The following is a 25,445-nucleotide window of genomic DNA, read 5'->3' on the forward strand; positions in this document are numbered from 1 at the left end:
GCCGTCGGCGACATCTGCGATCTCTTCGAACCCGACGAATGCTGGAACTACTTCAAGGCCGCAGGATATGCCCACGATTAAACGCACGAAGCTCTCGCGCGCGGGTGTCAGAGGTTGTCGGCCTGCGGCATGCCGATGACGTGGTAGCCGCCGTCGACCTTGATGATCTCGCCGGTGGTGTCGGCGCCGTAGTCCGAGGCGAGGTAGACCGCCGTGCCGCCCACCGACTCGAGCGAGGCGTTGTGGCGCAGCGGCGCGTTGATCTCGGTGTGCTTGAAGGTCTTGCGCGCGCCGCCGATGGCCGCGCCGGCCAGCGTCTTCATCGGGCCCGGCGAGATCGCGTTGACGCGGATGCCCTCGGGGCCGAGGTCGTTGGCCAGATACAGGACGGTCGATTCCAGCGCCGCCTTGGCCACGCCCATCACGTTGTAATAGGGCGTGACGCGGTGCGAGCCCTGGTAGGTCATCGTCAGGATCGCGCCGCCGTCGGGCATCAGCGCGCGGCTCCGCCGGGCGACGTCGATCAGCGAGTAGCAGGAGATCGCCATCGAGTTGGTGAAGTTCATCAGCGAGGTGTCGATGAACCGCCCCGTCAGCTCGGACCGGTCGGAATAGGCGATGGCGTGGACGACGAAGTCGAGCTTGCCCCAGCGCTCGGCCAGCTCGTCGAAGGCGGCGTCCATCTTGCCTTCGTTCATCACGTCGCAGTCGATCAGGATCTCGGCGCCGATGCTTTCGACCAGCGGCGTCACGCGCTTGCCGAAGTTCTCGCCCTGGTAGGTGAAGGCGAGCTCGGCGCCCTCCGCGGCCAGGGCCTTGGCGATGCCCCAGGCAATGGAGCGTTCGTTCGCCACGCCCATGATCAGGCCGCGCTTGCCGCGCATCAATTCAGCCATGGTCTCTCATCCGTCATGTTTGCTGAGCAGCATCGACCCGTTGGTGCCGCCGAATCCGAAACTGTTGGTCATCACCGTGTCGAGCCCCGCCCCGGTCACCGTCTCGGTGGCGATTTCCTCGGGCTTCAGGGCGGGGTCGAGGGTTTCCACGTTGATCGACGGCGTGATGAAGTCGTCCTTGAGCATCAGTAGGCAGAAGATCGCCTCCAGCGCGCCCGCCGCGCCCTGGGCGTGGCCGGTCATCGACTTGGTGGAGGACACGGGCGGCGTGGTGCCGTCGCCGAAGACGCGGCGCACCGCCTCGACCTCGCCCACGTCGCCCACCGGGGTCGAGGTGCCGTGGGCGTTGATGTAGCTGACGCGGCGGCCGTCGGGCAGGCCCTTCATCGCGATGCGCATGGCGCGTTCGCCGCCCTCGCCCGAGGGGGCGACCATGTCGTGCCCGTCGGAGGTGGCGCCGAAGCCCGTGACCTCGGCATAGATGGTGGCACCGCGGGCCTTGGCGCGGTCGAGATCCTCCAGCACCACCATGCCGCCGCCGCCGGAGATGACGAAGCCGTCGCGGCCGGCGTCGAAGGCGCGCGACGCGGTGGCGGGGGTGTCGTTGTATTTCGACGACATCGCGCCCATTGCGTCGAACAGGCAGGACAGGGTCCAGTCCAGCTCCTCGCCGCCGCCGGCGAACATCACGTCCTGGTTGCCCAGCATGATCTGCTGTGCCGCCACGCCGATGCAGTGCAGCGAGGTCGAGCAGGCCGAGGTGATCGAGAAGTTCATGCCCTTGATCTGGTAGGCCGTGCAGAGGTTGGCCGAGATCGTGGACGACATGCATTTCGGCACCGCGAAGGGGCCGATGCGCTTCGGCGAGCCCTTTTCCAGCACCGTCTGGTGCGAGGCGAACATCGCCGAGGTCGACGGCCCGCCCGAGCCGGCGATCAGCCCGGTGGCGGGGTTCGACACGTCCTCGGGCGTCAGGCCGGCATCGGCGATGGCCTGTTCCATCGCGATATAGGCATAGGCGGCGCCGGGCCCCATGAAGCGCAGCAGGCGCTTGTCGACATGGTCGGCCACGTCGATGTCGATGGCCCCCTTCACCTGGCTGCGGAACCCGCGCTCGGTATAGTCGGGGGCGGCGACGATGCCGGATTTCCCGGATTTCAGGCTGGCGGTGACCTCGTCGGCGGAGTTGCCGATCGAGGATACGATGCCCAGCCCGGTGACGGCGACGCGGCGCATTGCGGTCCTCCCTTGGACGGCCTTCAGGACGCGTTGGCGGCCGACAGGCCCACCTTCATGCCCTTTGTCTCGCAGACCAGCTCACCATCGGCCAGCACGCGGCCGTCCGCAACGCCCATCTTCAGCTTGCGTTCGATGACCCGGGTGAAGTCGACGTGGTAGGTGACGAGCTTGCGCTCGGGCCGGACCATGCCGGTGTTCTTCACTTCGCCCACGCCGAGCGCGAAGCCCTGGCCCAGCCAGCCGCGCCAGCCGAGGTTGAAGCCCGTCAACTGCCACAGCCCGTCGAGCATCAGGCAGCCGGGCATGACCGGGTTGCCGGGGAAGTGGCAGTCGAAGAACCACAGATCCGGCGAGATGTCGTATTCGGCCACGATATGGCCCTTGCCGTGTTCGCCGCCATCGGCGGAAACCTCGGTGATGCGGTCCATCATCAGCATGGGCGGCTCGGGCAGCTGCGCATTGCCGGGGCCGAACAGCTCGCCGCGGGCGCAGCGCAGGAGATCTTCCTTGTCGAATGACGTCGGGTATTGGGACATTCTTTCCCGGCTCCTGCCTTCGCCCATCTGAATCGGAGAGGTCTGTATCACCGGCTCGCGCGGGCTTGCAAGGTGCCGCGATGCGGGGGGCTTCGGCACGAGGAACGGAACGGGGAACGGAAATCGTTTGAATCCACAGGTCTTGGCACCCTATATATGGAGTATGCGGGACACGAAGACGATGAGCCAGGAGACCGACATCCGACAGAAGCGCGGCGCCGAGTGGCTGTCGGGCGCCGGGCTGCGCCCGACGCGGCAGCGCGTGGCGCTGGCGGCGCTTCTGGTGGGCGACGGCCACGACCGGCACGTGACGGCCGAGAGTCTCTTTGCGGCCAGCTGCGACAGCGGCGAGAAGGTGGCGCTGGCCACCGTCTACAACACGCTGCGCGCCTTCTGCGACGCGGGGCTGATGCGCGAGATCACGGTGGACGGGTCGAAGAGCTATTTCGACACAAACACCTCGAACCATCCGCATTTCTTCTGGGAGGACGACGCGCATCTGAGCGACGCGCCGGCCGAGGAGCTGGAGATCGCGCGCCTGCCGAACGCGCCCGAGGGCGCCGAGATCGCCAAGGTCGACGTGGTGATCCGGCTGCGGCGGCAGCACAGGGGTTGACCTGGGGGCCGGGCCCGCCGGCGCCAGCCGCGGCCTTCCGTCTGGACCCGAATCCGCGGGCAGGGTAACATCCCGCCCGAGGGGTCGGTGTCCGGAGGAGACGACCCGATGACCGAAATCGTGACCGACGAAGAGCTGGAGGCCGCGCGCGGCTACGAGGCGCTTTTCGTGCCGGCGGTGTTCCGCGCCTGGGCCGGCCATGTGCTGGACGGCGCGGATGTCGGCGTGGGCGACGCGGTGCTCGACGTGGCCTGCGGCACCGGCGTCGTGGCGCGGCAGGCGCGGGCGCGGGTCGGACCGGGCGGACGGGCGGTCGGCGTCGATCCGGCGCCGGGGATGCTGGCCGTCGCGCGGGACGTGGAGCCGGGCGTCGAGTGGCTGCCCGGAACGGCCGAGGCGCTGCCGGTCGAGGAGGCGGCCTTCGACGGCGTGTTGTGCCAGTTCGGGATGATGTTCTTCAAGGATCGCGGCCAGGCAGCGCGCGAGATGGCGCGGGTGCTGACGCGCGGCGGGCGGGTGTCGGTCGCGGTGTGGAACGCGATCGAGGAGAACCCGGCCTATGCCGGGGTCACGGCGCTGCTCGACGAGCATGTCGGCCCGGAGGCGGGCGACGCGCTGCGGATGCCGTTCTGCATGGGCGCGGCCGAGGAGGTCATGGACCTGCTGCGCGATGGCGGCTTCACCGACATCGAGGTGACCACGCGCGAGGAACCGGCGCAGTTCCCCAGCGCCGCGACGGTGGTGGAGGCGGAGTTGCGCGGCTGGCTGCCGCTGTTCGGGATTCACCTGAGCGAGGCGGAAATCGCCGATGTGACCGACCGCGCCGAGGCGGCGCTGGAGCGCTTCGCGATGCCGTCCGGCGAGGCGGTGTTCCCGACCTCGGCGCATGTGGTCACCGGGCGCAAGGCGTAGGGGCGCCGGCCGGTCCCGGGTCGCGGGCCGTGCCCCGCAAACAATTTGCCGCGCGGCCCCGAAGGGCCACGCGGCGAAGTTGTCGTAGTACCCGGTACGACAGGAGCTGTGTGGGCGGTCAGGCCGCCAGGAGTGCCATTTCGTCCGACCAGCCTTCGCGCGCCGCCACGTCGTCGGTGACGCGGAAACGGCGCCAGAAGCGCGGCCAGATACTCAGTTCGGGGAGGACAAAGCGCTGCAACGCCTTGATCGGCGTGGTGTCGATGTGGAATTCCAGCAGGCGGTCCTGCTCGAAGCGGAAGAACGCGCGCACGGCGTCGTGGTGACGGTCGAAGTCGTCGGACCACATCTGCAGGACCGCGTCGCGCGACAGGCCGGTGCGCCGCATGGACCAGTGCAGGTACCGTCCGTCCTTGTGGCGGGCCCGGCTGCGCAGCCAGTCTGCCTTCTCGCGGGTGTTCAGGAGGAATTTGGCCGTGGGATAGTCGCGGGCGAGGGTTTCGAACTGACGGTAGTTCTCGACCGCCGTGCTCCTGGTGACGTATTCCATGTCGAAGAACGCCTGGAAGTCCTCGAACCCCTCGATCGCGGGCCGGCCGGCGTCGATGTTCCGGCGGATGTTCAGCTGCGCCGCTCGGTCCTGCAGCGCGGGATGCCCGGCGAGCCGCCAGCGGCGCCCCTGGCTATGCAGGGCGGCGACATTGCTCTTGTGGAACACGCGCCACAGCGCACTTGTCGCGCACTTGTTGAATCCGATCTGGAAGAGCCGCATGGGACTGCCTGTATGCTTCGTGACTGCTCGCAGGCGTTTTTCGCCCGTTGTTGCGTCGGAGTGTCGGAGGGGAATGGGGCAGAAATGTGGCGCGGCGTCCTCCGCGGCCGGAGCGCGCCGACCGATTGTGACGGCGCAGCGGTGGCCGTCCGGTGCGCGGGATCGCGGCGTGGCGCGTCAGGTTCGGACCGCGAGCGGCGGGGCGGTGGGGGGCCTCAGAACCACTGTCCCGGCTCCATCAGGCCCAGGTCCAGCAACTGCTTGGAATGCCACGTAAAAGGGGTGGAATTGTGCCAGCGGAAATTGTGCACCTCGAAGCTCGATCCGGCGTTCGATTTCAGCGCCTTGGCGGTGCGGAAAGAGCAGATCGCGGCGGTGATATTGTGGTGCCAGGGACAGGAATAGGTGTTGTATTCCTCGTCCGAGAAGGTGTGGTTCGGGCGCAACTGTAGCCCCTTTGCGGCACGAAACAGGGCGATCCGGTCGATCTTGCGCGAGGCCGGCGGCACGTGTTCCTCGAACCGCCAGCGCAGGCCGCCGAAGAAATCGAGCTGTCGCTCCTTCGGGTGCCCGTTCTCGTCGGGGCGGGCAAGGGCGTAGTAGCCGGATTTGTCGAGATAGGCATCCTCGACGCAGACGGCGTCGGGGTGGGTGTCCAGGTCGGCGGCGTAGAGGTCGATGACATAGGTCAGCACCGCGTCGCGCCGTTCCTCGGTGTGGAAGGCCAGCATCTCGGCGACCGACCGCGTCTCGCAGAACGGGTAGAACAGGTATTCGGCGTTGAAGCAGTAATACATCCAGATGCCCGGGGCGGCCGCGATGACGGCATTGACCGCATCGGTCAGCGCATGACGCTTCTGCATCGGGTAATGGACGCGGTGGATGTTGGGCGCCTGCGCCAGGTCGCGCGGCAGCGCCAGTTCCTCGGGCGCGAACAGGATCAGCGCGGCGAATTCCAGGTTCAGGTGATGGCGGATGGTGGATTCGACCTCCACCAGATCCTCGACGAAGATCATCGCCACCGGCCCCTTGGCGAGCGCCGCCTTGCCGTCCTTCAGGAATGCGTCGAGACCCGGATAGCGCATCTTACCGCTCATTTTCCCTGCCGGTCGTTAACATCGTGCAAAGGGCCCCGGGTTTGCAAGAGGCGGCCGCAGGGTGTAGGAGGCCGGTCTGATCCACGCGCGAATGGAGCCGGGCCGATGGCGGACCCTCGGAAGCTGTATATCAGGACTTACGGCTGTCAGATGAACGTCTATGACAGCGAGCGTATGGCCGAGGCCATGGGCGGCGCGGGTTATGTCGAGACCGACAGCCCCGACGACGCCGACATGATCCTGCTGAACACCTGCCATATCCGCGAGAAGGCGGCGGAGAAGGTCTATAGTGAGCTGGGACGCTTCAAGGATCTGAAGGCGGCGCGGCCGGACCTGAAGATCGGCGTGGCGGGCTGCGTGGCGCAGGCCGAGGGCGAGGAGATCATGCGCCGCCAGCCGATGGTCGACCTGGTGGTGGGGCCGCAGAGCTATCACCGGCTGCCGGAAATGGAGGCGAAGGCGGGCCAGGGGTCCAAGGCGCTCGACACCGATTTCCCCGAGGAGGACAAGTTCGCGCGGCTGAAGGGCCGGGGCAAGGCAAAGCGCGGGCCGACCGCCTTCCTGACCGTGCAGGAGGGCTGCGACAAGTTCTGCGCCTTCTGCGTGGTGCCCTATACGCGGGGCGCGGAGGTGTCGCGCCCGGTGGCGCAGGTGCTGGACGAGGCGCGCGATCTGGTGGAGCGCGGCGTGCGCGAGGTCACGCTGCTGGGCCAGAACGTGAATGCGTATCACGGCGACGGTCCGGGCGGCGACTGGACGCTGGCGCGGCTGATCCGGGAGCTGGCGAAGCTCGACGGGCTTGACCGGATCCGGTTCACCACGTCGCACCCGAACGATATGGACGACGACCTGATCGCGGCGCATGGCGACTGCGACAAGCTGATGCCGTATCTGCACCTGCCGGTGCAGTCGGGCTCGGACCGGGTGCTGAAGCGGATGGCACGCAAGCATACGGCCGAGCAGTACATCCGGCTGATCGAGCGGATCCGGGCGGCGCGGCCGGACATCCTGATCTCGGGCGACTTCATCGTCGGCTTTCCGGGCGAGACCGAGGACGACTTCGCCGACACGATGGCGCTGGTCGAGGAGGTCCGCTACGGCCAGTGCTATTCCTTCAAGTATTCCGCCCGCCCCGGCACCCCGGCGGCGGAGCGCGAGCCGGTGGACCCGGTGGTCGCGTCGGACCGGCTGACGCGGCTGCAGGCGCTGCTGACGCGCCAGCAGCGCGAGGTGCAGGACGCGATGGTCGGCAAGGAGGTCGGCGTTCTGTTCGAGCGCAAGGGCCGGCTGCCCGGGCAGATGGTGGGAAAATCCGACCACCTGCACGCGGTGCATGTGACCGGCGACGTCGCGGTGGGCGACCTGGCTCGCGTGCGGATCACCGAGAGCGCGCCGAACTCGCTGGCAGGCGCGCTGGCCTGAATTCCGGGCGGAGAGATCCGCAAAACGCCGGGCATTCTAATCATTTTGTCACCGAACTCCTGAAAATTCGGCTACACTGCCCGCGCGCGCGATCTGCCAGGGCGCGCGGGGCCGGGTCTGTCCGGCGGGCCCGCACGTCCCGCGCGCCACGACAGAACAGGGGGTATTGTCATGAAGAGTCTGGCTCTCGTTGCGGTATTGGCCGCGACGCTGTCCGCTCCGGCCTTTGCCGGCGGGCGCTACTACACCTACACCTACGGCCAGGGAACGGTCATTCAGGTCAGCTGCTACCGCGGTCCGTGGACCGAGGTGATCTGGGACCGTCCGAACCCGGTCTTCATAGATACGCTGGTCGCGGCCGGATACGACTATCCGACCGCCCACGCGATCGGCGAGCGCGTGTGCCGCGACCCGGCGCTGGTGAACAACCCGGCGGGCCTGCGCGCCGAGATGACGCGCATCTACCGCAGCGCGCCGGTCTACCGGTACTGACGCACCAGGCCCCGCCGCTCTGACGGGCGGGCGGGGCCTTTCTGAACCTCACCCACGACATCGCGATACGTCGGACGCGCGCAGCAGGCTTGCGTGACACTCCTGCGCGGCGATCCTGCGACCGCCGCGCCCTGGCTCGGGCCGCAGCCGGTGAGTCGCCAAGGCCACAATGGCCCCGCAGGAATCGACCCGCCTAGGTCTAGAAGACCTTGGCACAGGTTGTGATCTCTGCCAAAAGAGCCTCAAAATCTATTCCTGCGGCACGGCCGCAACTGTGGATAACCTGCAAAACTGTCCGGTTTCCCGAGCGTTAGCCGCAATAACGAGCCGCATTCCCGCACAGCGCGAAAAATCGCACCATATGTGACCAAAGGTTCTTCACAAAACCACCAGAATTGCTAGGCTGTGCGATATGCAGGGCAAACCCTGGGAAGCCGCAACAGAATGTGGCCTGTCTCGGGGAACGCAGGGACTATTGGCAGAGGACAGAAACGTGGCACTCGGTATTTCCAAGGCACTTCGCGCGGGGCTGGCAGGCGCCGTCGCCGCGCTGATCGCGCTGAGCTCGACCGTCGCCGTCGCGCAGGGGGTCAAACGCGAATATATCGGCGAGGCCTATGTGCCGACCATCTGGGTGGACCCGGACGGCTGCGAGCACTGGGTGATGGACGACGGCTGGGAAGGTTACATGACCCCGCACGTCACCCGCCAGGGCATCCCGGTCTGCCGCCGCGGCAATACCTGCGCGGTGATGAACTCGGACGTCCTGTTCGCCACCGGCAGCTACCAGCTGAGCCGCCAGGGCCAGGCCTATCTTCTGGACTTCTTCCGCAAGGCCGGGGCCACCAGCTATGTCATCGCCGGCCACACCGACAGCCGGGCGAGCGACAGCTACAACATGAAGCTCTCGATCAACCGGGCGAACGCGGTGGCCAAGCTCGCCTCGGCGGCCGGCGTCCGCATCGCCGACGTGCGCGGCTATGGCGAGCGGATGCCGATTGCCACCAACCGCACCGCCGCCGGCATGGCGAAGAACCGCCGCGTCGAAATCATCTGCATCCGCTGAGCCGGGTGACATTGGGGGACAGGACCATGAAAGCAATCAAGGGTGTCGCGCTTCTCGCTGCCGCTGCCGCGCTGGCCGGGTGCGTCGACAACAAGATCGACAAGACCGTGGACCGCGGCATCGACAGCAAGCACCTGAGCCAGCTGAAGGCCGGCATCTGGATCGACCCGCAGGGCTGCGACCACTGGATCATCGACGACGGCGCCGAGGGCTACCTCAGCCAGCGTCTGGACAAGTACGGCAAGCCGGTCTGCTCCGGCGCTGCCCCGCCGAATACGGCCATCGGGCCGTATAAGAAGGGCTCCGGCATCTCGGACCCGATCTGATACAGACCTTGATGACACTCTTCCTGAGCCGCCGGGCATCCCCCCTGGCGGCTCTTTTTGTGTGGACGCCATGGAAGCCCGGCGGTTTCACGAGCCTGCAACAGTCGTCGGCGCAGACTGGCCGGGACGGCCCGGTGCGCCGCGTATTGTGTCTTGCGCGCCACGCCCGGGCTTGGCACGGTTGGATCACCCCAAGGGAACGGAGACCCATTTGGCCATCGGCACTTTGACCCCGCCCGCGTCTCAGGACGACATCCACGAAACCCTTCTGGAATTTCCGGACAACAGACTGCTGATCGACCTGTGCGGCGAGTTCGACCGCAACCTGGCGCAGATCGAGCACGGCCTGGGGGTTCAGATTTTCCGCAAGGGCAACCACCTGGCGGTGATCGGCGACGGCGAGGCGCGCGGGCAGGCGGCGGCGGTGCTGCAGCAGCTCTATGCGCGGCTGGAGGCCGGGCGCTCGGTGGATGCGGGCGATATCGACGGGATGCTGCGGCTGGGCGCGACGCCCGAGGAGACAGGCCCGCGCGACGGCGACCAGATGGAGATGTTCCAGGGCGGCGTGGAGATCAAGACGCGCAAGAAGACGGTGGAACCGCGGACCGAGGCGCAGAAGGCCTATGTCCGGTCGCTGTTCTCGAACGAGCTGGCCTTCGGGATCGGCCCGGCGGGCACCGGCAAGACCTATCTGGCCGTGGCGGTCGGCGTGTCGATGTTCATCGGCGGGCATGTCGACAAGATCATCCTTTCGCGCCCCGCCGTTGAGGCGGGCGAGCGGCTGGGCTTCTTGCCCGGCGACATGAAGGAGAAGGTCGACCCCTACATGCAGCCCTTGTACGACGCGCTGCACGATTTCCTGCCCGGCAAGCAGCTTGGCAAGCTGATGGAGGAGAAGAACATCGAGATCGCGCCGCTCGCCTTCATGCGGGGGCGGACGCTGTCGAATGCCTTCGTGGTGCTGGACGAGGCGCAGAACGCCACGACGATGCAGATGAAGATGTTCCTGACCCGGCTGGGCGAGGGCTCGCGCATGGTGGTCACGGGCGACCGCAGCCAGGTGGACCTGCCGCGCGGCGTGCAGTCGGGCCTTCGCGACGCCGAGCGGTTGCTGTCCTCGGTCGACGGCATCTCCTTTAACTACTTCACGGCGCGCGACGTGGTGCGCCATCCGCTGGTGGCGAAGATCATCAACGCCTACGATGCGGACGAGGCGGGCTGAGCGGGGCAGGCAGGATGGACTGGCACCCCGACGACGCAGCCATCGCCGCCGAACTGGCGCGCCTGCGCGACGCGGCCCAGGCGGCGCGGGGCGGCTTCCGGCCCGAGGAGAACACCGACGACCTGGTGCGGCTGGGTTCGGCCTATCTGGCGGTGTCGCCGGAAGAGGGCAAGCTGCTCTACATGCTCGCCCGCGCGGCGGGGGCGCGGCAGGTTGTGGAGTTCGGGGCGTCCTTTGGCCTGTCCACCCTGTGCCTGGCGGCGGCGGTGCGCAAGGCGGGCGGGCGGCTGATCACCACGGAGGTGCATCCCGACAAATGCGCCGCGCTGCGCGAGAGCTTCGCCCGGGCGGGCGTGGAGGATTGCGTGACGCTGCTGGAGGGCGACGCGCGCGAGACGCTGGCCGGCGTCGAGGGGCCGGTGGACCTGGTGTTCCTGGACGGCTGGAAAAGCATGTACCTGCCGGTGCTGGAGCTGCTGCGGCCCCGGCTGCGGGACGGGGCGCTGGTGGTGGCGGACAATGTCGATCACGCCGCCGCACAGGACTACGTGGCGCATGTCAGCGACCCGGCCTCGGGGTTCGTGACGCATCGGCACGGCGACATGGGCCTCAGCCTGCGCGAAGGGTGACGCCCGGTCCGGTTTGCAGGGCCGGCCGGCGGTGTTAGGTCTCTGCCAGGACCGCAAGGAGCCCCGCCATGGGACATCACCACCATCATCACCACCACGTCGGCGCCGAGGCCGGCGACCGGCGTATGTGGGCGGCGGTCGCCGTGAATCTGGGGCTGACGGTGGCGCAGATCGTGGGCGGGATCGTCTCGGGCTCGTTGTCGCTGATCGCGGACGCGCTGCACAACTTCTCGGACGCGGCGTCGCTGGTGATCGCCTTCGCCGCCCGCAGGATCGCGCGGCGGCCGGCGGACGAGACGATGACCTTCGGCTACGGCCGGGCGGAGGTGGTGGCGGCGCTGGTCAACTACACGACGCTGGTGGTGATCGCGCTGTACCTCGTCTACGAGGCGGTCATGCGGTTCGTCGAGCCGTCGGAGGTGGCCGGCTGGATCATCGTGATCGTGGCCGGCATCGCGCTGGCGGTCGACCTGGTGACGGCCTGGCTGACCTACCGGATGGCGAAGACCAGCATGAACATCCGCGCGGCCTTCCTGCACAACCTTGCCGACGCGCTGGGCTCGGTCGCGGTGATCGTGGCGGGGACGCTGATCCTGCTGTTCGGCTGGTGGTGGGTCGACCCGCTGGTGACGCTGGCGATCGCGGGGTACATCCTGTGGATGACGTGGTCGGAGATCGGCGGCGTGATCCGGGTGCTGATGCAGGGCAGCCCGCCGGACGTGGCCACCTCGGACGTGCTGGCGGCGATGCGCGGGGTCGAGGGCGTGGCGGACGTGCATCACGCGCATCTGTGGCAGATGGAAGAGCACCGCGCGGCGCTGGAGGCGCATGTGGTGATCGGCGAGGGCCGCTGGGGCGAGGCTGACGCGATCAAGGCGCGGCTGAAGCAGGCGCTGCACGACCGCTTCGGGCTGGGGCATACGACGCTGGAGCTGGAATGCGCGCGCCATGCCTGCGACGAGACACAGGCGATCGGGCATTCGTGAGGCGCGGCGTCAGGCCACCACGGTCAGGGCGGGGCGGCGGCGCCGTTTGGGCGCGTAGTACATCTGCAGGCAGGTGTCGCGAAACAGGACGGTGACATACATCGGTCTTCTCCTCGATATGCCCGTCATGTGTCGCCCGGCCCCGCTCCGTCGTTCAAAAACCTCACGCCGTTATCCGATGACAGGCGCGCGTCGAGGCTGGACAATTCCACGGGTTTCCGCTGCATGGGCCGCATGAGCATCGACGTGATCATCGAGGCGCCGGAATGGGAGGGCGAGGGGCTGGAGGCGCTGGCGGCGCGAGCCGAGGCGGCCACGCTGCGGCATCTGGGGCTCGACCCGGCGGCCTACGAGACGGCGCTGCTGGGCTGCGACGATTCGCGGATCGCGGCGCTGAACGGCGACTTCCGCGACAAGCCGGCGCCGACCAACGTGCTGTCCTGGCCGGCAGAGGAGCGGGCGCCGGACACGCCCGGCGCGCGACCCGAACCGCCGGAGCCGGGCGAATTGGGCGATATCGCCCTTGCCTGGGAGACCTGCGCCCGCGAGGCGGCGGCGGCGGGCAGGCCCGTGGCCGACCATGTGACCCATCTGATCGTCCACGGAATGCTTCATCTGATGGGTTTCGATCACGAAACCGGGCCGGATGCCGCCGTCATGGAAGATCTGGAGGTCGAGATACTTGCAAGCCTGGGCCTTCCGGACCCATATTAGGGGCGCGGGTCAATAGGGTGGCCCGCGTTTTTGGAAAGGACTGATGGGAGACGCGGAAAGCGGGTCCTCTAGCGCGGCGCATAGCGCGCAGGACACGAACGAGAGCGAGGATCGCGGGTTTTTCACCCGGATTTTCGATGCCTTCGGCGGCTCGTCACAGGACGAGTCGGACGAAGAAGAGGAATCACACCAACACAGCAACGGCACGGCCCAGACCGGCGCGCCGCTCGGCCTGCTGAATCTGCGCCGGATGCGGGTGGAGGATGTCGCCATTCCCAAGGCCGAGATCGTCTCGGTCCCGGTGGAGATCACGCGCGAGGAACTGGTCAAGGTGTTCCGCGACAGCGGCATGACCCGGCTGCCGGTCTACAAGGGCACGCTGGACACGCCGCTGGGCATGGTCCACCTGAAGGACTTCGCGCTGACGCACGGGTTCAACGGCGGCGGCGGGCGGTTCTCCTTGCGCAAGATGCTGCGGCCGTTGCTGTTCGCGCCGCCCTCGATGCCGATCGGCGTGCTGTTGCAGAAGATGCAGACGCAGCGGATGCACATGGCGCTGGTGATCGACGAATATGGCGGGGTCGACGGGCTGGTCACGATCGAGGACCTGATCGAGCAGGTCATCGGCGAGATCGAGGACGAGCACGACACCGACGAGGACAGCTACTGGACGCTGGAGAAGCCCGGCTCGTATCTGGTGCAGGCCAAGGCGCCGCTGGAGGAGTTCGAGGAGCTGATCGGCATCAAGCTGGCCGACGACGAAGAGCAGGAGGAGATCGACACGCTGGGCGGTCTGGTCTTCATGCTGTCGGGCCGAGTGCCGGCGCGGGGCGAGATGATCCCGCATCCGCAGGGCGTGGAATTCGTGGTCGTCGACGCCGATCCCCGGCGGATCAAGCGGCTGCGGGTGCGCCTGCCCAACGGTGACTGAGATCGCGGCCGGCGCGGCTCGCCGCACGGGGCTTTTCGCGCGGCGGGCGATGCCCCTGGCCGTGTTGCTGGGCGCGGGCGCCGCGCTGGGTCAGGCGCCGGTGGGGCTGCCCTGGGCGACGCTGGCCGCGCTGGCGCTGATCTTTCCGTTTTTCCGGCTGGCGGCCGGACCGCGGCGGGCGGCCTGGATCGGCTGGGCGTTCGGCGCGGGGTATTTCGCCGCCGCGCTGTTCTGGATCGTGGAGCCGTTCTTCGTGGACCTCGCGCGGCACGGCTGGATGGCGCCTTTCGCGCTGGTCCTAACCGCGGGGGGCTTTGCGCTGTTCTGGGGCGGGGCCTTCGCGTTGGCGAAATGGCTGGGGCGCGGCCGCTGGGGCGAGGCGGTCGCCTTTGCCGTGGCGCTGACGGCGGTGGAGCTTCTGCGGTCCTACCTGTTCACCGGGTTTCCCTGGGCTTTGCTGGGTCATGTCTGGGTCGGCTGGGGGCCGATGCAGCTGGCGGCCTGGATCGGGCCTTTGGGGCTGACGCTCTTGACCGTGCTGGCCCCGGCGCTGGCGGCGGCGGCTTGGCCGCGCGGGCGGCTCGCGGTGCTGGTGCTCGTACCGTTCGCGGCCGCCTACGGGCTGGGCCTGTGGCAGGGCGCGCGGCCGGTGCCCGTGGACGCGGAGGCGCCGGTTTTACGCCTGATCCAGCCCAACGCGCCGCAGCATCTGAAGTGGGATCCGGCGCATGCGCAGACCTTCTATGCCCGGCAGATCTCCTTCACCGCCGCCGAGGCCACGGGCGAGGGCGGGCGGCCGGACCTGATCATCTGGCCGGAGACCTCGGTGCCCACGGTGCTGAACTATGCCGACGAGCTGCTGGCGAATGTCTCGGACGTGGCCGGCGATGTGCCCGTGGTGCTGGGCATCCAGCGGCTGGACGAGGCGGGATACGCCTATAACAGCCTGATCGCGCTGGATGAAACCGGCGCGCGCGTGGCGCTCTACGACAAGTACCACCTGGTGCCCTTCGGCGAGTACCTGCCGCTGTCGCACTGGTTCGATACGGTGGGGCTGAACATCTTCGGGCAGGGCTATGGCTACACGCCCGGGCAGGGGCCGAGGGTGCTGGACCTGCCGGGGCCGGTGGGTCCGGCGCTGCCGCTCATCTGCTACGAGGCGATCTTCCCGCAGGACGTGAACGCTGCGCCGGAGCGGCCGGAGTGGCTGTTGCAGATCACCAACGACGCCTGGTTCGGGTCGGTCTCGGGCCCCTACCAGCACCTGGCGCAGGCGCGGCTTCGGGCCGTGGAACAGGGGCTGCCGATGGTGCGGGTGGCGAATACCGGCGTGTCGGCGGTGATCGGGCCGCGCGGGCGGATCGTCGAAGCGCTGCCGCTGAACGAGGCGGGGTGGCGCGACGTGGCCCTGCCGCCGCCGCTCGCGCCGACCTTCTATGCCAAAACGGGCGACTGGACCGTTTCGGTGCTGCTTTTCGCCGCCCTTTCGGGTCTCTGGGCGTGGCGCCGCCGAATGGAGATTGACCCCGGCCGCGGCCGGGGCTAACGGCTTTCGCACTGCCGCCACAACGGCTTCCTGGCGTGGTCGGCGATAACCCCAATGGAGCGCTCATGTCCCGACAAAATTACATCTTTACCTCGGAATCCGTGTCCGAGGGGCACCCCGACAAGGTCTGCGACCGGATTTCGGACGCCGTTCTCGATGCCTTTCTGAAGGCCGACCCGCACGCGCGCGTCGCCTGCGAGACCTTTGCCACCACCGACCGCGTGGTGATCGGCGGCGAGGTCCGCGGCCCCGGCGAGGTGATCCGGAACGTCGAACAGATCGCGCGGGACTGCGTGAAGGATATCGGCTACGAGCAGGAAGGCTTTCACTGGGCCAATGTGAAGGTCGACAGCTACCTGCACGCCCAGTCGGCCGACATCGCCCAGGGCGTCGACGCGGCGGGCGACAAGGACGAGGGGGCGGGCGATCAGGGCATCATGTTCGGCTATGCCTGCAACGAGACGCCCGAGCTGATGCCGGCGCCGATCCACTTCGCCCATGCCATCCTCAAGCGGCTGGCCGAGGTGCGCAAGGACGGGACCGAACCGGCGCTGGGCCCCGACGCCAAGTCGCAGCTCACCGTGCGCTACGAGAACGGCAAGCCGGTGGGCGTGACCTCGATCGTGCTGTCGACGCAGCATCTCGACCCGGCGCTGACCTCGGAGGACGTGCGCGAGATGGTGACGCCCTATATCCGCGAGGTGCTGCCCGAGGGCTGGATCCTGCCCGACAGCGAATGGCACGTGAACCCGACGGGCAAGTTCGTGATCGGCGGGCCGGACGGCGACGCGGGGCTCACGGGCCGCAAGATTATCGTCGACACCTATGGCGGCGCGGCGCCGCATGGCGGCGGGGCATTTTCCGGCAAGGATCCGACGAAGGTGGACCGGTCGGCCGCCTACGCCGCGCGCTACCTGGCGAAGAACGTCGTGGCCGCGGGGCTGGCGGAGCGCTGCTGCCTGCAGCTGTCCTATGCCATCGGCGTGGCGAAGCCGCTGTCGATCTATGCCGACACCTACGGCACGGGCGAGGTTCCCGAAGAGAAGATCGAGGCCGCCGTGGCGGAGGTGATGAACCTGACCCCGCGCGGCATCCGCGAGCACCTGCAGCTGAACCGCCCGATCTTCCAGCGCACCGCGGCCTACGGCCATTTCGGGCGCGCGCCGGAGGACGACGGCGGCTTCACCTGGGAGCGGACGGACCTTGTCGAGGCGCTGAAGGCGGCGGTGTGATCTTCTCGCGGGGCGTTTCCTGAAGGAGCGCTACCGCGCAAGGTTTATTCTGCGAGTTGGGAGGCGACGCTCCTGGTCCGGGGGCGTCGCCTTTTTTCTATTCCGGGCCTTTGTGCGGAGAGGCGCTTGAGGGGGCTTTGTGCCCCTCAAGGCGCCTGGTCGAGGATTTGCGAGCCGGTTTGCCGGTAAAGGACAAGCCGCGCTGCGCGCGGTCGCCTGCGGCGATCCTTGACAGGCAAACCGGCTCGCGGTGGGGCGCTTGACCTTCGGACCGGGGCCGGGGCATAGGGCGCGGGCATGGACGAGACCAAGCATCCGAAAGCGCCCTGGCGCAACTTCTATGGCCGCCGGCGCGGCAAGGGGCTGCGCGAGGCGCAGAAGGACTATCTGGACGAGGATCTCGCGGCCTTGAGTCCGGGGCCGGTGGACTGGGAGGCGAACCCGGAGCGGCGCCCGCTGGACCTGGAGGCGCTGTTCGGCGGGCGCGAGGTCTGGCTGGAGATCGGCTTTGGCGGCGGCGAGCACATGGTACACCAGGCGGCGGCGCATCCGGAGGTCGGGATGATCGGCTGCGAGCCCTATATCAACGGCGTCGCGATGCTGCTGGGCAAGATCCGCAAGGCGGAGGTGGAGAACATCCGCATTCATCCGGGCGACGTGCGCGACCTGTTCGACGTGCTGCCTGCGCGGTCGGTGGCGAAAGCCTTCCTGCTCTACCCCGACCCGTGGCCGAAGAAGAAGCATCACCGCCGGCGTTTCGTGACGCCGGAATACCTGGAGCCCCTGTCGCGCGTCATGGCGCAGGGGGCGGAGCTGCGGGTTGCGACCGACATTCCCGACTATGTGCGGCAGACGCTTGAGCAGGTGCCGCGGTTCGGGTTTCAGTGGCAGGCCGAGCGGGCGGCGGACTGGCGCACGCCGTGGGGCGACTGGCTGTCGACGCGCTACGAGCAGAAGGCGCTGCGCGAGGGGCGGGTGCCGCATTACCTGACGTTTCGCCGGGTGTGAGGCGCCGGAGGGGGCTGTCCGCCCCCGCTGCCTGCGGCAGCCCCCCGAGGATATTTTCGGTCAGAAGAAGCCCGTGCGGTTCTGCGGTGGACGCTGTGCGGGGCATTGGGTAAGCCGTGGGGGCGTTTCTGCCAGGAGGTAACCGATGTCCGGCCACGGACCCGCCATTCCGATGACTGCCCGCCGTTCGGGTCCGCTGAAGGGGACGGCGCATGTGCCGGGGGACAAGTCGATCTCGCACCGGTCGCTGATCCTCGGCGCGCTGGCGGTGGGAGAGACGCGGATCTCGGGGCTGCTGGAGGGGCAGGACGTGCTGGACACCGCCGCCGCGATGCAGGCCTTCGGCGCCGAGGTGGTGGACGAAGGCGGCGGCGACTGGCGGGTGCATGGCGTGGGCGTGGGCGGCTTCGGCGAGCCCGACGACGTGATCGACTGCGGCAATTCCGGCACCGGCGTGCGGCTGATCATGGGGGCGATGGCGACGACGGCCATCGCCGCGACCTTCACCGGGGATGCGAGCCTGCGGAAACGCCCGATGGGGCGGATCACCGATCCGCTGGCGCTGTTCGGGACGCGGGCCGTGGGGCGCGCGGGCGGGCGGTTGCCGATGACGGTCGTGGGCGCCGGCGACGCGGTGGGCGTGCGTTATGTCCTGCCCGTGGCCTCGGCGCAGGTGAAATCGGCAGTGCTGCTGGCCGGGCTGAACGCCCGCGGCGACACGGTGGTCGTGGAGCCGGAGGCGACGCGGGACCATACCGAGCGGATGCTGACGGGCTTCGGGGCGCAGGTCGCGGTCGAGGAGACGGGCGAGGGCCGGGTGATCACTTTGACCGGGCAGCCGGAGCTGTCGCCGCAAAAGATCGCCGTGCCGCGCGATCCGTCCTCGGCGGCCTTTCCGGTCTGTGCGGCGCTGCTCGTGGAAGGTTCGGACGTGCTGGTGCCGAATATCGGGCTGAACCCCACGCGGGCGGGGCTCTATTTCACGCTGCAGGAGATGGGGGCCGACCTGGTCTTCGAGAACGAGCGCGAAGAGGGCGGCGAACCGGTGGCGGATCTGCGCGCCCGGTTCTCCCCGGACATGAAGGGCATCGAGGTGCCGCCGGAGCGGGCGCCGTCGATGATCGACGAGTACCCGATCCTGTCGGTGGTGACCGCCTTTGCCGAGGGGCCGACGTTGATGCAGGGCGTGAAGGAACTGCGCGTCAAGGAAAGCGACCGGATCGACGCCATGGCGCAGGGCCTGCGGGCCTGCGGCGTCGAGGTGGAGGAGACCGAGGACAGCTTCACCGTGCATGGGCTGGGCGCGGGCGGCGTGCCGGGTGGGGCGACCTGTGCGGCGCGGCTGGACCACCGGATCGCGATGTCGTTTCTGTGCTGCGGGCTGGCGTCGAAGAGCGCCGTCTCGGTGGATGACGCGGGCCCGATCGCCACGTCCTTCCCGGTCTTCGAGCCGCTGATGGCGGAGCTGGGGGCGCAACTGGTACGGAGGAACACATGAGAACGGGAAGCTGCCTGTGCGGCGACGTGACCTACCGGGTGACCGGGCCGATGCGGCCGGTCGTGGCCTGTCATTGCATCCAGTGCCGCAAGACCTCCGGTCATTACGTCGCCGCGACCTCGGCGCCGCGCGAGGCGGTGGAGATCGAGGGCACGGTGACGTGGTATCGGTCCTCGCCGGCCGCGCTGCGGGGCTTCTGCGGGCGCTGCGGGTCGAGCCTGTTCTGGAACGGGCCGGGGACGCATCTGTCGATCCATGCCGGGACGCTGGACGGGGAGACCGGGCTGGAGTTGGCCGGGCATATCTTCTGTGCGACCAAGGGGGACTATTATCCGATCTCCGACCCGCTGCCGCGGTTCGAGGCGGATGATCCGGAGATGACGACGCAGGTGGGCGGGACATGAGCCTGCGCGCGCGGCTGTTCTGGGCCGTCTTCGCCGTCACTTTGGCGGTGTACCTGGCGATGGTCTTCTGGACGATGCCGCGGATCACCGAGGCGGCCGGGGGGCTGCGGCCGTTCGACATGCGGCCCGGCGGCTACGGCCCGGAGGCGGCGCGGGCCTTCCTGTCGGCGCTGGGCGAAGATGGGCGGGCGGTCTATCTTGGCCCGCAGGCGTGGCTCGACCTGGCCTATCCGGTGCTGATGGCGGCGACGATGATCCTGGCCTTCCGGCTGGTGCTGCCCCGCCGGGCCGGCTGGGCGCAGGCGCTGCTGGTGCTGCCGGTGATCGCGGCCGGGCTGGACCTTTGGGAGAACGCGCTGGTGCGCGGGCTCCTGACCGCGCCCGGCATGCCCGACGATGCCGCGATCGGCGCGGCGAGCCGGGTGACGGTGGCGAAATCCGTCGCCTACTCGGCGGAATTCCTGGTGCTGCTGGGCGCGCTCGGGGTCCGGGCGTGGCGCCGGCAGAGCCGGAGGCGCGGATGACGGGCGCGTTTACCGTGGCCATCGACGGGCCTGCGGCGGCCGGGAAGGGCACGATCTCGAAGGCCGTGGCGGCGCATTTCGGCTTTGCGCATCTGGACACGGGGCTGCTCTATCGCGCCGTGGGGCGCAAGGTGCTGGACGGGACGGCGCCGCTGGCGGCCGCGCGGGCGCTGGTGCCGGAGGACCTGGAGCGTGACGGGCTGCGCCTGCCCGAGGTGAGCGCGGCGGCGAGCGAGGTGGCCGCGATGGGCGACGTGCGGCAGGCGCTGGTGGAGTTCCAGCAGGGGTTCGCCCGGCGCGACGGCGGCGCGGTGCTGGACGGGCGCGACATCGGCACGGTGATCTGCCCCGGCGCCGACGCCAAGCTGTTCGTCACCGCGAGCGCCGAGGTGCGCGCGGAGCGGCGGTACCGCGAACTCGTCGACAAGGGCTACGAGACGACCTACGCCGACGTGCTGGCCGACCAGCGGGCGCGGGACAAGCGCGACCGCGAGCGCACGGATGCGCCGCTGGTGCAGGCCGGGGATGCCGTCAGGATCGACACCAGCGACATGAGCATTGACCAGGCGGTGGCGCGGGCCATCTCCGAAGTGGAAAAACGGATGGGAGAGGGATGATGAAGACGCGCAAGCTGGGCACGACGGAGGTCTCGCCGCTGGGGATCGGGGCGATGTCCTTCGGCCCGTTCTATGGACCGACGACCGAGGCGGCGTCCTTCGCCGTGCTGGACGCGGCGATGGAACTGGGCGTGACGCATATCGACACGGCCAACGTCTATGCCGGCGGCAAGTCGGAAGAGACCATCGGCCAGTTTCTGGCGGAGCGGCCCGGCGCCAAGGATCACTTCGTCATCGCGACCAAGGGGGCGATCACCAAGGACGACGACGGCAACCGCTGTTTCCGCAACGATGCCGCGCATCTGGAAGCGGAGCTGGACAAGAGCCTGAAGCGGCTGGGCGTCGACTGCGTCGAGCTTTACTACATCCACCGGCGGCAGGCGGAGATGCCGATCGAGGAGGCGGCCGAGGCGCTGGCCTCGCTGGTGAAGAAGGGCAAGTGCCGGTCCATCGGGTTCTCCGAGATCGCGCCATCCAGCCTGCGGCGTGCGGCGGCGGTGCATCCGGTTGCGGCGGTGCAGTCGGAATACTCGCTGTCGGTGCGCGCGCCTGAGCTGGGGCTGGTGCAGGCGACGGAGGAGTTGGGCGCGGCGCTGGTGGCCTTCGGGCCGGTGGGGCGGTCGTTCCTGACCGATCGGCCGATCCGTCCCGAGCAGGTCGAGGAGATCGGCGGCTGGGTCGCCTCGAACCCGCGGTTCGAGCCCGAGAACCTGCGCTACAACCTGGAGATCAGCGACGGCTTCCGGAAGCTCGCCGCCGATATGGGCGAGCCCGCGGCGGCGGTCGCCATTGCCTGGCTGCTGGCGCAGGGGGACCATGTCATCCCGATCCCCGGCACCCGGTCGGCCGACCACTTCCGCGAGCTGGTGCGGGGGGCCGAGCTGGAGCTGGGCGAGGCGGAGTTGGCAGCCATCGAGACCGTGCTGCCGGTGGGCTGGGCCCACGGGGACCGCTACAGCGCCGGCCAATGGGTCGGGCCGGAACGCTACTGCTGAGGCCGGATGACCGGCCGCCTCGCGGGGGCGGCCGGCGCGGCGACGGCCCGGTTTTGCGGCGGATGGCCCGGGGCCGATCCGCCGATCCCGGGGGCCGGCGCGCGGAGCCGCTTGCAATGCGGCGGATTGCTCTTTATACCCGCGCGCGTCGACAAGGCGGAAAACGCCACGAGGCAGAGGGATGAGCAGGGTCGGAGCCTCCGGCCCTCTTTGTTTTGTGGACCGTCTGACCAACGATTCACCCAAGACCGGCGGAGACAACCGCGCGGCCGGAATAATCGACGAAGGAACCGAAGCGCCACATGGCTCACAACGCTAGCATGGAGGAATTCGAGGCCCTCCTTAATGAAAGCCTCGAAATCGACACGCCGAACGAAGGTTCGGTGGTCAAGGGCAAGGTCATCGCCGTAGAGGCGGGCCAGGCCATCATCGACGTCGGCTACAAGATGGAAGGCCGCGTCGAGCTCAAGGAATTCGCAAGCCCCGGCGAGCAGCCCGACATCGCGGTCGGCGACGAGGTCGAGGTCTATCTCGACCGGGTCGAGAACGCCCGGGGCGAGGCCGTCATCAGCCGCGACAAGGCCCGCCGCGAAGAGGCGTGGGACCGGCTGGAGAAGGCATATGCCGACGACGCCCGCGTCGAGGGCGCGATCTTCGGCCGCGTCAAGGGCGGCTTCACCGTCGACCTGGGCGGCGCCGTGGCGTTCCTGCCCGGCTCTCAGGTGGATGTGCGCCCGGTGCGCGACGCCGGCCCGCTGATGGGCCTGAAGCAGCCGTTCCAGATCCTCAAGATGGACCGCCGCCGCGGCAATATCGTGGTCTCGCGCCGCGCCATCCTGGAGGAAAGCCGTGCCGAGCAGCGTGCCGAGGTCATCGCCAAGCTGTCCGAGGGCGACGCCGTCGACGGCGTGGTCAAGAACATCACCGAATACGGGGCCTTCGTGGACCTGGGCGGTGTCGACGGCCTTCTGCACGTCACCGACATGGCCTGGCGCCGCGTCAACCACCCCTCGGAGATCCTGTCGATCGGCGAGACCGTGAAGGTTCAGGTCATCAAGATCAACAAGGAAACCCACCGCATCAGCCTGGGCATGAAGCAGCTGCAGGACGATCCGTGGGATACCGTCGAAGCCAAGTTCCCGCTGGGCTCGGTCCATACCGGCCGCGTCACGAACATCACCGACTACGGTGCGTTCGTCGAGCTGGAGCCGGGCGTCGAGGGGCTGGTGCACGTCTCAGAGATGTCCTGGACCAAGAAGAACGTCCATCCCGGCAAGATCGTGTCGACCAGCCAGGAAGTGGACGTCATGGTGCTGGAGATCGACACCGCCAAGCGGCGCGTGTCGCTGGGTCTCAAGCAGACGCAGCGCAATCCCTGGGAGGTCTTCGCCGAGACCCACCCGGTCGGCACCGAGGTCGAGGGCGAGGTCAAGAACATCACCGAGTTCGGCCTGTTCATCGGTCTCGACAACGACATCGACGGCATGGTGCACCTCAGCGACCTGAGCTGGGACCAGCGTGGCGAGGAAGCGATCCAGAACTACCGCAAGGGCGACGTCGTGAAGGCGGTCGTCACCGAGGTGGACACCGAGAAGGAGCGTATCTCGCTGTCGATCAAGGCGCTGGAGGGCGACCCGTTCGCCGATGCGACCGAGGGCGTGAAGCGCGGCTCGATCATCACCGTGACCGTCACGGCGATCGAGGATGGCGGCATCGAGGTGGAGCACGAGGGCATGAAGTCCTTCATCCGCCGCTCGGATCTGTCGCGCGACCGCGCCGAGCAGCGCCCCGAGCGCTTCCAGGTGGGCGACAAGGTCGACGTGCGCGTGACCAATGTCGACGCCAAGTCGCGCCGCCTGGGCCTGTCGATCAAGGCGCGCGAGATCGCCGAGGAGAAGGAAGCCGTCGAGCAGTACGGGTCTTCGGACTCGGGCGCCTCGCTGGGCGACATCCTCGGCGCCGCGCTGAAGGGCGACGAAGAGAAGTAATCCGCGGCCAGCGGTTGGAAAACACGCCCCGCGCCAGAGACGGCGCGGGGCTTTTTCATGCGCGCCGCCCGGCGCGGCCGGGGAGCGCACGAGGGGAGCCGGAGGCGGGGCGCACAGCGAATCGGTCCGTCCGTTCCCCGGATGGGCACCCGCGAATCCAGCGGAATCATTGCATTTTTTCTGCTGCGCCGCCGAAATGCCGGGCGCCGATGTCGCAAAAACCGTGAATCTGCCGGGAAACGACATGGGTATCGGTTTTGCGGCGCAGAGTTTCGCTCTATAGTCCGGCAAGCGACAGAGCCGCGGCAAAGCGGCCGGTCCGTCACGCGTCACAGGGGGATATTGCCCATGATCCGCTCGGAGCTGATCCAGAAGATCGCCGACGAAAACCCGCATCTGTTTCAGCGGGATGTCGAGCGGATCGTGAACGCCATCTTCGAGGAGATCATCGAGGCGCTGTCGCGCGGCGACCGGGTGGAGCTGCGCGGATTTGGGGCCTTTTCCGTGAAGAAGAGGGATGCGAGAACGGGTCGGAACCCGCGTACCGGCGAATCCGTCGAGGTCGAAGAGAAGCACGTCCCCTTCTTCAAGACCGGCAAGCTGCTGCGCGACCGTCTGAACGGCAACGCCTGAGAGTCACATGCGCTATATCCGCTACGCGATCCTGGCCGTCATCGCGGTCTGCCTCGTCACCGTCGCCCTGGCCAACCTGGAACCGGTGACGATCAACCTGCTGCCCGAGCCGCTGAGCCTGATGCTGGGCTGGGGGCGGTCCTATACCCTGCCACTGTTCCTGGTGATCCTGGGCGGCGTGATCGTCGGGTTGCTGCTGGGCTTCGTCTGGGAGTGGATCCGCGAGCACAAGCACCGCGCCGAGGCCGCCCGCGAACGGCGCGAGCATATGCGGCTGGAGCGCGAGCTGAGCCGCGTGAAGCGCAAGGCGCCGGGCGCGTCCGACGACGTGCTGGCGCTGCTCGAGGACGACCGCAAGGCGGGGTAGGTCCGGATCATGCCGGACATCCGGGTGAAATTCTGCGGCCTGGGCCGGGTCGAGGATGTCGCGGCGGCGGTCGCGGCGGGGGCGGCCTATGTCGGGTTCGTGTTCTTCGCGAAATCGCCGCGGCACCTGTCGCTGGACCGGGCGGCGGAGCTGGCGGCCGCGGTGCCGCCGGGGCTGTGCAAGGTGGCGCTGACGGTGAACGCCGACGACGCGGCGCTGGACGAGATCACGGGCGCGGTGCCCTTGGACATGTTGCAGCTGCACGGAAGCGAGAGCCCGGAGCGGGTGGCGGCGGTCAAGGCGCGCTACGGTCTGCCGGTGATGAAGGCGGTCGGCGTGGCGACGGCGGACGATCTGCCGGCGCTGGAGGCCTACGGCCGGGTGGCCGACCAGCTGCTGGTGGATGCCAAGCCGGTTCCGGGGGCCGACCTGCCGGGCGGCAACGGGGTCGCCTTCGACTGGAGGCTGATCGCCGGGCGGCGCTGGCCGGTGCCGTGGATGCTGGCGGGCGGGCTGACGCCGGAGAACGTGGCCGAGGCGATCCGGCTGACCGGCGCGCGGCAGGTGGATGTGTCGTCGGGCGTGGAGCGCGCCCGCGGCGTGAAGGACGCGGCGTTGATCCGCGCCTTTGCCGAGGCCGCCGGCTGAGCGCGGCGCCTTCCGGGCGCAGGTCTCGGCGCGGTCTTAGAGCGTTTGCCCACCGACATGAATCGATTGGGGATTCCCATTCGGCCGAGGGACTGATTCACTGACCCTGGGGCAGATACTGGGGGCAGC

The 25,445-nt window shown here is 68.5% G+C and carries 28 protein-coding genes and 1 riboswitch; of the genes, 23 read left to right on the plus strand and 5 right to left on the minus strand.

Features of this window, described 5'->3' with window-relative positions:
- Positions 1–107: 107 nt before the first annotated feature.
- Genes P1J78_RS18845 through fabA form a run of 3 tightly spaced genes read right to left on the minus strand, consistent with a single transcriptional unit; the run spans position 108 to position 2,671 of the window.
- Positions 108–896 carry an enoyl-ACP reductase FabI gene (locus tag P1J78_RS18845; RefSeq protein WP_275568934.1) on the minus strand — a complete coding sequence of 263 codons (789 nt, stop codon included), beginning with the start codon at positions 894–896 and terminating at the stop codon, positions 108–110.
- Positions 897–902: 6 nt separating this feature from the next.
- The gene (locus P1J78_RS18850) at positions 903–2,132 is read right to left on the minus strand and encodes a beta-ketoacyl synthase N-terminal-like domain-containing protein (RefSeq protein WP_275568935.1); all 1,230 of its coding nucleotides are present in this window, start codon (positions 2,130–2,132) and stop codon (positions 903–905) included.
- A 23-nt stretch (positions 2,133–2,155) separates the two neighbouring features.
- Entirely contained in the window at positions 2,156–2,671 is a 516-nt protein-coding gene (fabA, locus tag P1J78_RS18855) for a bifunctional 3-hydroxydecanoyl-ACP dehydratase/trans-2-decenoyl-ACP isomerase (protein ID WP_275568936.1), read from the minus strand.
- Positions 2,672–2,834: 163 nt separating this feature from the next.
- Here fabA and irrA point away from each other — a divergent pair, with 163 nt between their 5' ends.
- Both irrA and P1J78_RS18865 read left to right on the plus strand, forming a co-directional pair.
- Complete coding sequence (irrA, locus tag P1J78_RS18860; RefSeq protein WP_275568937.1) at positions 2,835–3,287, plus strand: iron response transcriptional regulator IrrA; 453 nt, start codon at positions 2,835–2,837, stop codon at positions 3,285–3,287.
- A gap of 108 nt (positions 3,288–3,395) precedes the next feature.
- The gene (locus P1J78_RS18865) at positions 3,396–4,199 is read left to right on the plus strand and encodes a methyltransferase domain-containing protein (RefSeq protein WP_275568938.1); all 804 of its coding nucleotides are present in this window, start codon (positions 3,396–3,398) and stop codon (positions 4,197–4,199) included.
- Positions 4,200–4,317: 118 nt separating this feature from the next.
- Here the strand turns inward: P1J78_RS18865 and P1J78_RS18870 are convergent, their stop codons facing one another.
- Complete coding sequence (locus P1J78_RS18870) at positions 4,318–4,971, minus strand: sulfotransferase (RefSeq protein ID WP_275568939.1); 654 nt, start codon at positions 4,969–4,971, stop codon at positions 4,318–4,320.
- Positions 4,972–5,186: 215 nt separating this feature from the next.
- Positions 5,187–6,056: a glycosyltransferase family protein gene (locus P1J78_RS18875; RefSeq protein WP_275568940.1), complete on the minus strand. Its 870-nt coding sequence runs from the start codon at positions 6,054–6,056 to the stop codon at positions 5,187–5,189.
- A gap of 117 nt (positions 6,057–6,173) precedes the next feature.
- Between P1J78_RS18875 and miaB the strand changes: the two genes are divergently transcribed.
- From miaB to P1J78_RS18980, 21 genes are all read left to right on the plus strand, one after another.
- A complete protein-coding gene (gene miaB, locus P1J78_RS18880) occupies positions 6,174–7,490 on the plus strand; it encodes a tRNA (N6-isopentenyl adenosine(37)-C2)-methylthiotransferase MiaB (protein WP_275568941.1) in 1,317 nt (438 codons plus the stop codon).
- Positions 7,491–7,661: 171 nt separating this feature from the next.
- Positions 7,662–7,982 (plus strand): hypothetical protein, encoded by a 321-nt coding sequence (locus P1J78_RS18885; protein ID WP_275568942.1) that lies wholly within the window; start codon positions 7,662–7,664, stop codon positions 7,980–7,982.
- Positions 7,983–8,475: 493 nt separating this feature from the next.
- Positions 8,476–9,048 carry an OmpA family protein gene (locus P1J78_RS18890; RefSeq protein ID WP_275568943.1) on the plus strand — a complete coding sequence of 191 codons (573 nt, stop codon included), beginning with the start codon at positions 8,476–8,478 and terminating at the stop codon, positions 9,046–9,048.
- Between the two features lie 26 nt (positions 9,049–9,074).
- Entirely contained in the window at positions 9,075–9,374 is a 300-nt protein-coding gene (locus tag P1J78_RS18895; RefSeq protein ID WP_275568944.1) for a hypothetical protein, read from the plus strand.
- Positions 9,375–9,585: 211 nt separating this feature from the next.
- Positions 9,586–10,596 (plus strand): PhoH family protein, encoded by a 1,011-nt coding sequence (locus P1J78_RS18900; RefSeq protein ID WP_275568945.1) that lies wholly within the window; start codon positions 9,586–9,588, stop codon positions 10,594–10,596.
- A gap of 14 nt (positions 10,597–10,610) precedes the next feature.
- On the plus strand, positions 10,611–11,225 hold the full coding sequence (locus P1J78_RS18905) for an O-methyltransferase (RefSeq protein ID WP_275568946.1): 615 nt from the start codon (positions 10,611–10,613) through the stop codon (positions 11,223–11,225).
- 68 nt (positions 11,226–11,293) lie between these two features.
- Complete coding sequence (locus tag P1J78_RS18910; protein WP_275568947.1) at positions 11,294–12,211, plus strand: cation diffusion facilitator family transporter; 918 nt, start codon at positions 11,294–11,296, stop codon at positions 12,209–12,211.
- Between the two features lie 234 nt (positions 12,212–12,445).
- Positions 12,446–12,925 carry an rRNA maturation RNase YbeY gene (ybeY, locus tag P1J78_RS18915; protein WP_275568948.1) on the plus strand — a complete coding sequence of 160 codons (480 nt, stop codon included), beginning with the start codon at positions 12,446–12,448 and terminating at the stop codon, positions 12,923–12,925.
- 43 nt (positions 12,926–12,968) lie between these two features.
- Positions 12,969–13,856: a hemolysin family protein gene (locus tag P1J78_RS18920; protein ID WP_275568949.1), complete on the plus strand. Its 888-nt coding sequence runs from the start codon at positions 12,969–12,971 to the stop codon at positions 13,854–13,856.
- A 49-nt stretch (positions 13,857–13,905) separates the two neighbouring features.
- Positions 13,906–15,402, plus strand: coding sequence for an apolipoprotein N-acyltransferase (lnt, locus tag P1J78_RS18925; protein WP_275568950.1), 1,497 nt, complete (start codon positions 13,906–13,908; stop codon positions 15,400–15,402).
- A gap of 11 nt (positions 15,403–15,413) precedes the next feature.
- A riboswitch (SAM-SAH riboswitch) is annotated at positions 15,414–15,464 on the plus strand.
- 3 nt (positions 15,465–15,467) lie between these two features.
- Entirely contained in the window at positions 15,468–16,634 is a 1,167-nt protein-coding gene (gene metK, locus P1J78_RS18930; RefSeq protein ID WP_275568951.1) for a methionine adenosyltransferase, read from the plus strand.
- A gap of 297 nt (positions 16,635–16,931) precedes the next feature.
- Entirely contained in the window at positions 16,932–17,642 is a 711-nt protein-coding gene (gene trmB, locus P1J78_RS18935; RefSeq protein WP_275568952.1) for a tRNA (guanine(46)-N(7))-methyltransferase TrmB, read from the plus strand.
- A 145-nt stretch (positions 17,643–17,787) separates the two neighbouring features.
- Positions 17,788–19,140, plus strand: coding sequence for a 3-phosphoshikimate 1-carboxyvinyltransferase (aroA, locus tag P1J78_RS18940; protein WP_275568953.1), 1,353 nt, complete (start codon positions 17,788–17,790; stop codon positions 19,138–19,140).
- The gene (locus tag P1J78_RS18945; RefSeq protein ID WP_275568954.1) at positions 19,137–19,544 is read left to right on the plus strand and encodes a GFA family protein; all 408 of its coding nucleotides are present in this window, start codon (positions 19,137–19,139) and stop codon (positions 19,542–19,544) included. The genes aroA and P1J78_RS18945 overlap by 4 nt, the downstream gene beginning before the upstream one ends.
- Positions 19,541–20,068, plus strand: a complete 528-nt coding sequence (locus P1J78_RS18950; protein ID WP_275568955.1) for a hypothetical protein — start codon at positions 19,541–19,543, stop codon at positions 20,066–20,068. Before P1J78_RS18945 ends, P1J78_RS18950 begins: the two co-directional genes overlap by 4 nt.
- A complete protein-coding gene (locus tag P1J78_RS18955; RefSeq protein ID WP_275568956.1) occupies positions 20,065–20,685 on the plus strand; it encodes a (d)CMP kinase in 621 nt (206 codons plus the stop codon). Before P1J78_RS18950 ends, P1J78_RS18955 begins: the two co-directional genes overlap by 4 nt.
- A complete protein-coding gene (locus P1J78_RS18960) occupies positions 20,685–21,680 on the plus strand; it encodes an aldo/keto reductase (RefSeq protein ID WP_275568957.1) in 996 nt (331 codons plus the stop codon). The genes P1J78_RS18955 and P1J78_RS18960 overlap by 1 nt, the downstream gene beginning before the upstream one ends.
- Before the next feature lie 302 nt (positions 21,681–21,982).
- On the plus strand, positions 21,983–23,668 hold the full coding sequence (rpsA, locus tag P1J78_RS18965) for a 30S ribosomal protein S1 (protein WP_275568958.1): 1,686 nt from the start codon (positions 21,983–21,985) through the stop codon (positions 23,666–23,668).
- A gap of 348 nt (positions 23,669–24,016) precedes the next feature.
- Entirely contained in the window at positions 24,017–24,301 is a 285-nt protein-coding gene (gene ihfB, locus P1J78_RS18970) for an integration host factor subunit beta (RefSeq protein WP_275568959.1), read from the plus strand.
- Positions 24,302–24,308: 7 nt separating this feature from the next.
- A complete protein-coding gene (locus P1J78_RS18975; RefSeq protein ID WP_275568960.1) occupies positions 24,309–24,668 on the plus strand; it encodes a lipopolysaccharide assembly protein LapA domain-containing protein in 360 nt (119 codons plus the stop codon).
- A 9-nt stretch (positions 24,669–24,677) separates the two neighbouring features.
- The gene (locus P1J78_RS18980) at positions 24,678–25,316 is read left to right on the plus strand and encodes a phosphoribosylanthranilate isomerase (RefSeq protein ID WP_275568961.1); all 639 of its coding nucleotides are present in this window, start codon (positions 24,678–24,680) and stop codon (positions 25,314–25,316) included.
- Positions 25,317–25,445: the final 129 nt, after the last annotated feature.

The sequence above is a fragment of the Psychromarinibacter sediminicola genome (genome assembly GCF_029168335.1).
GTDB classification, from domain to species: Bacteria; Pseudomonadota; Alphaproteobacteria; order Rhodobacterales; family Rhodobacteraceae; genus Psychromarinibacter; species Psychromarinibacter sediminicola.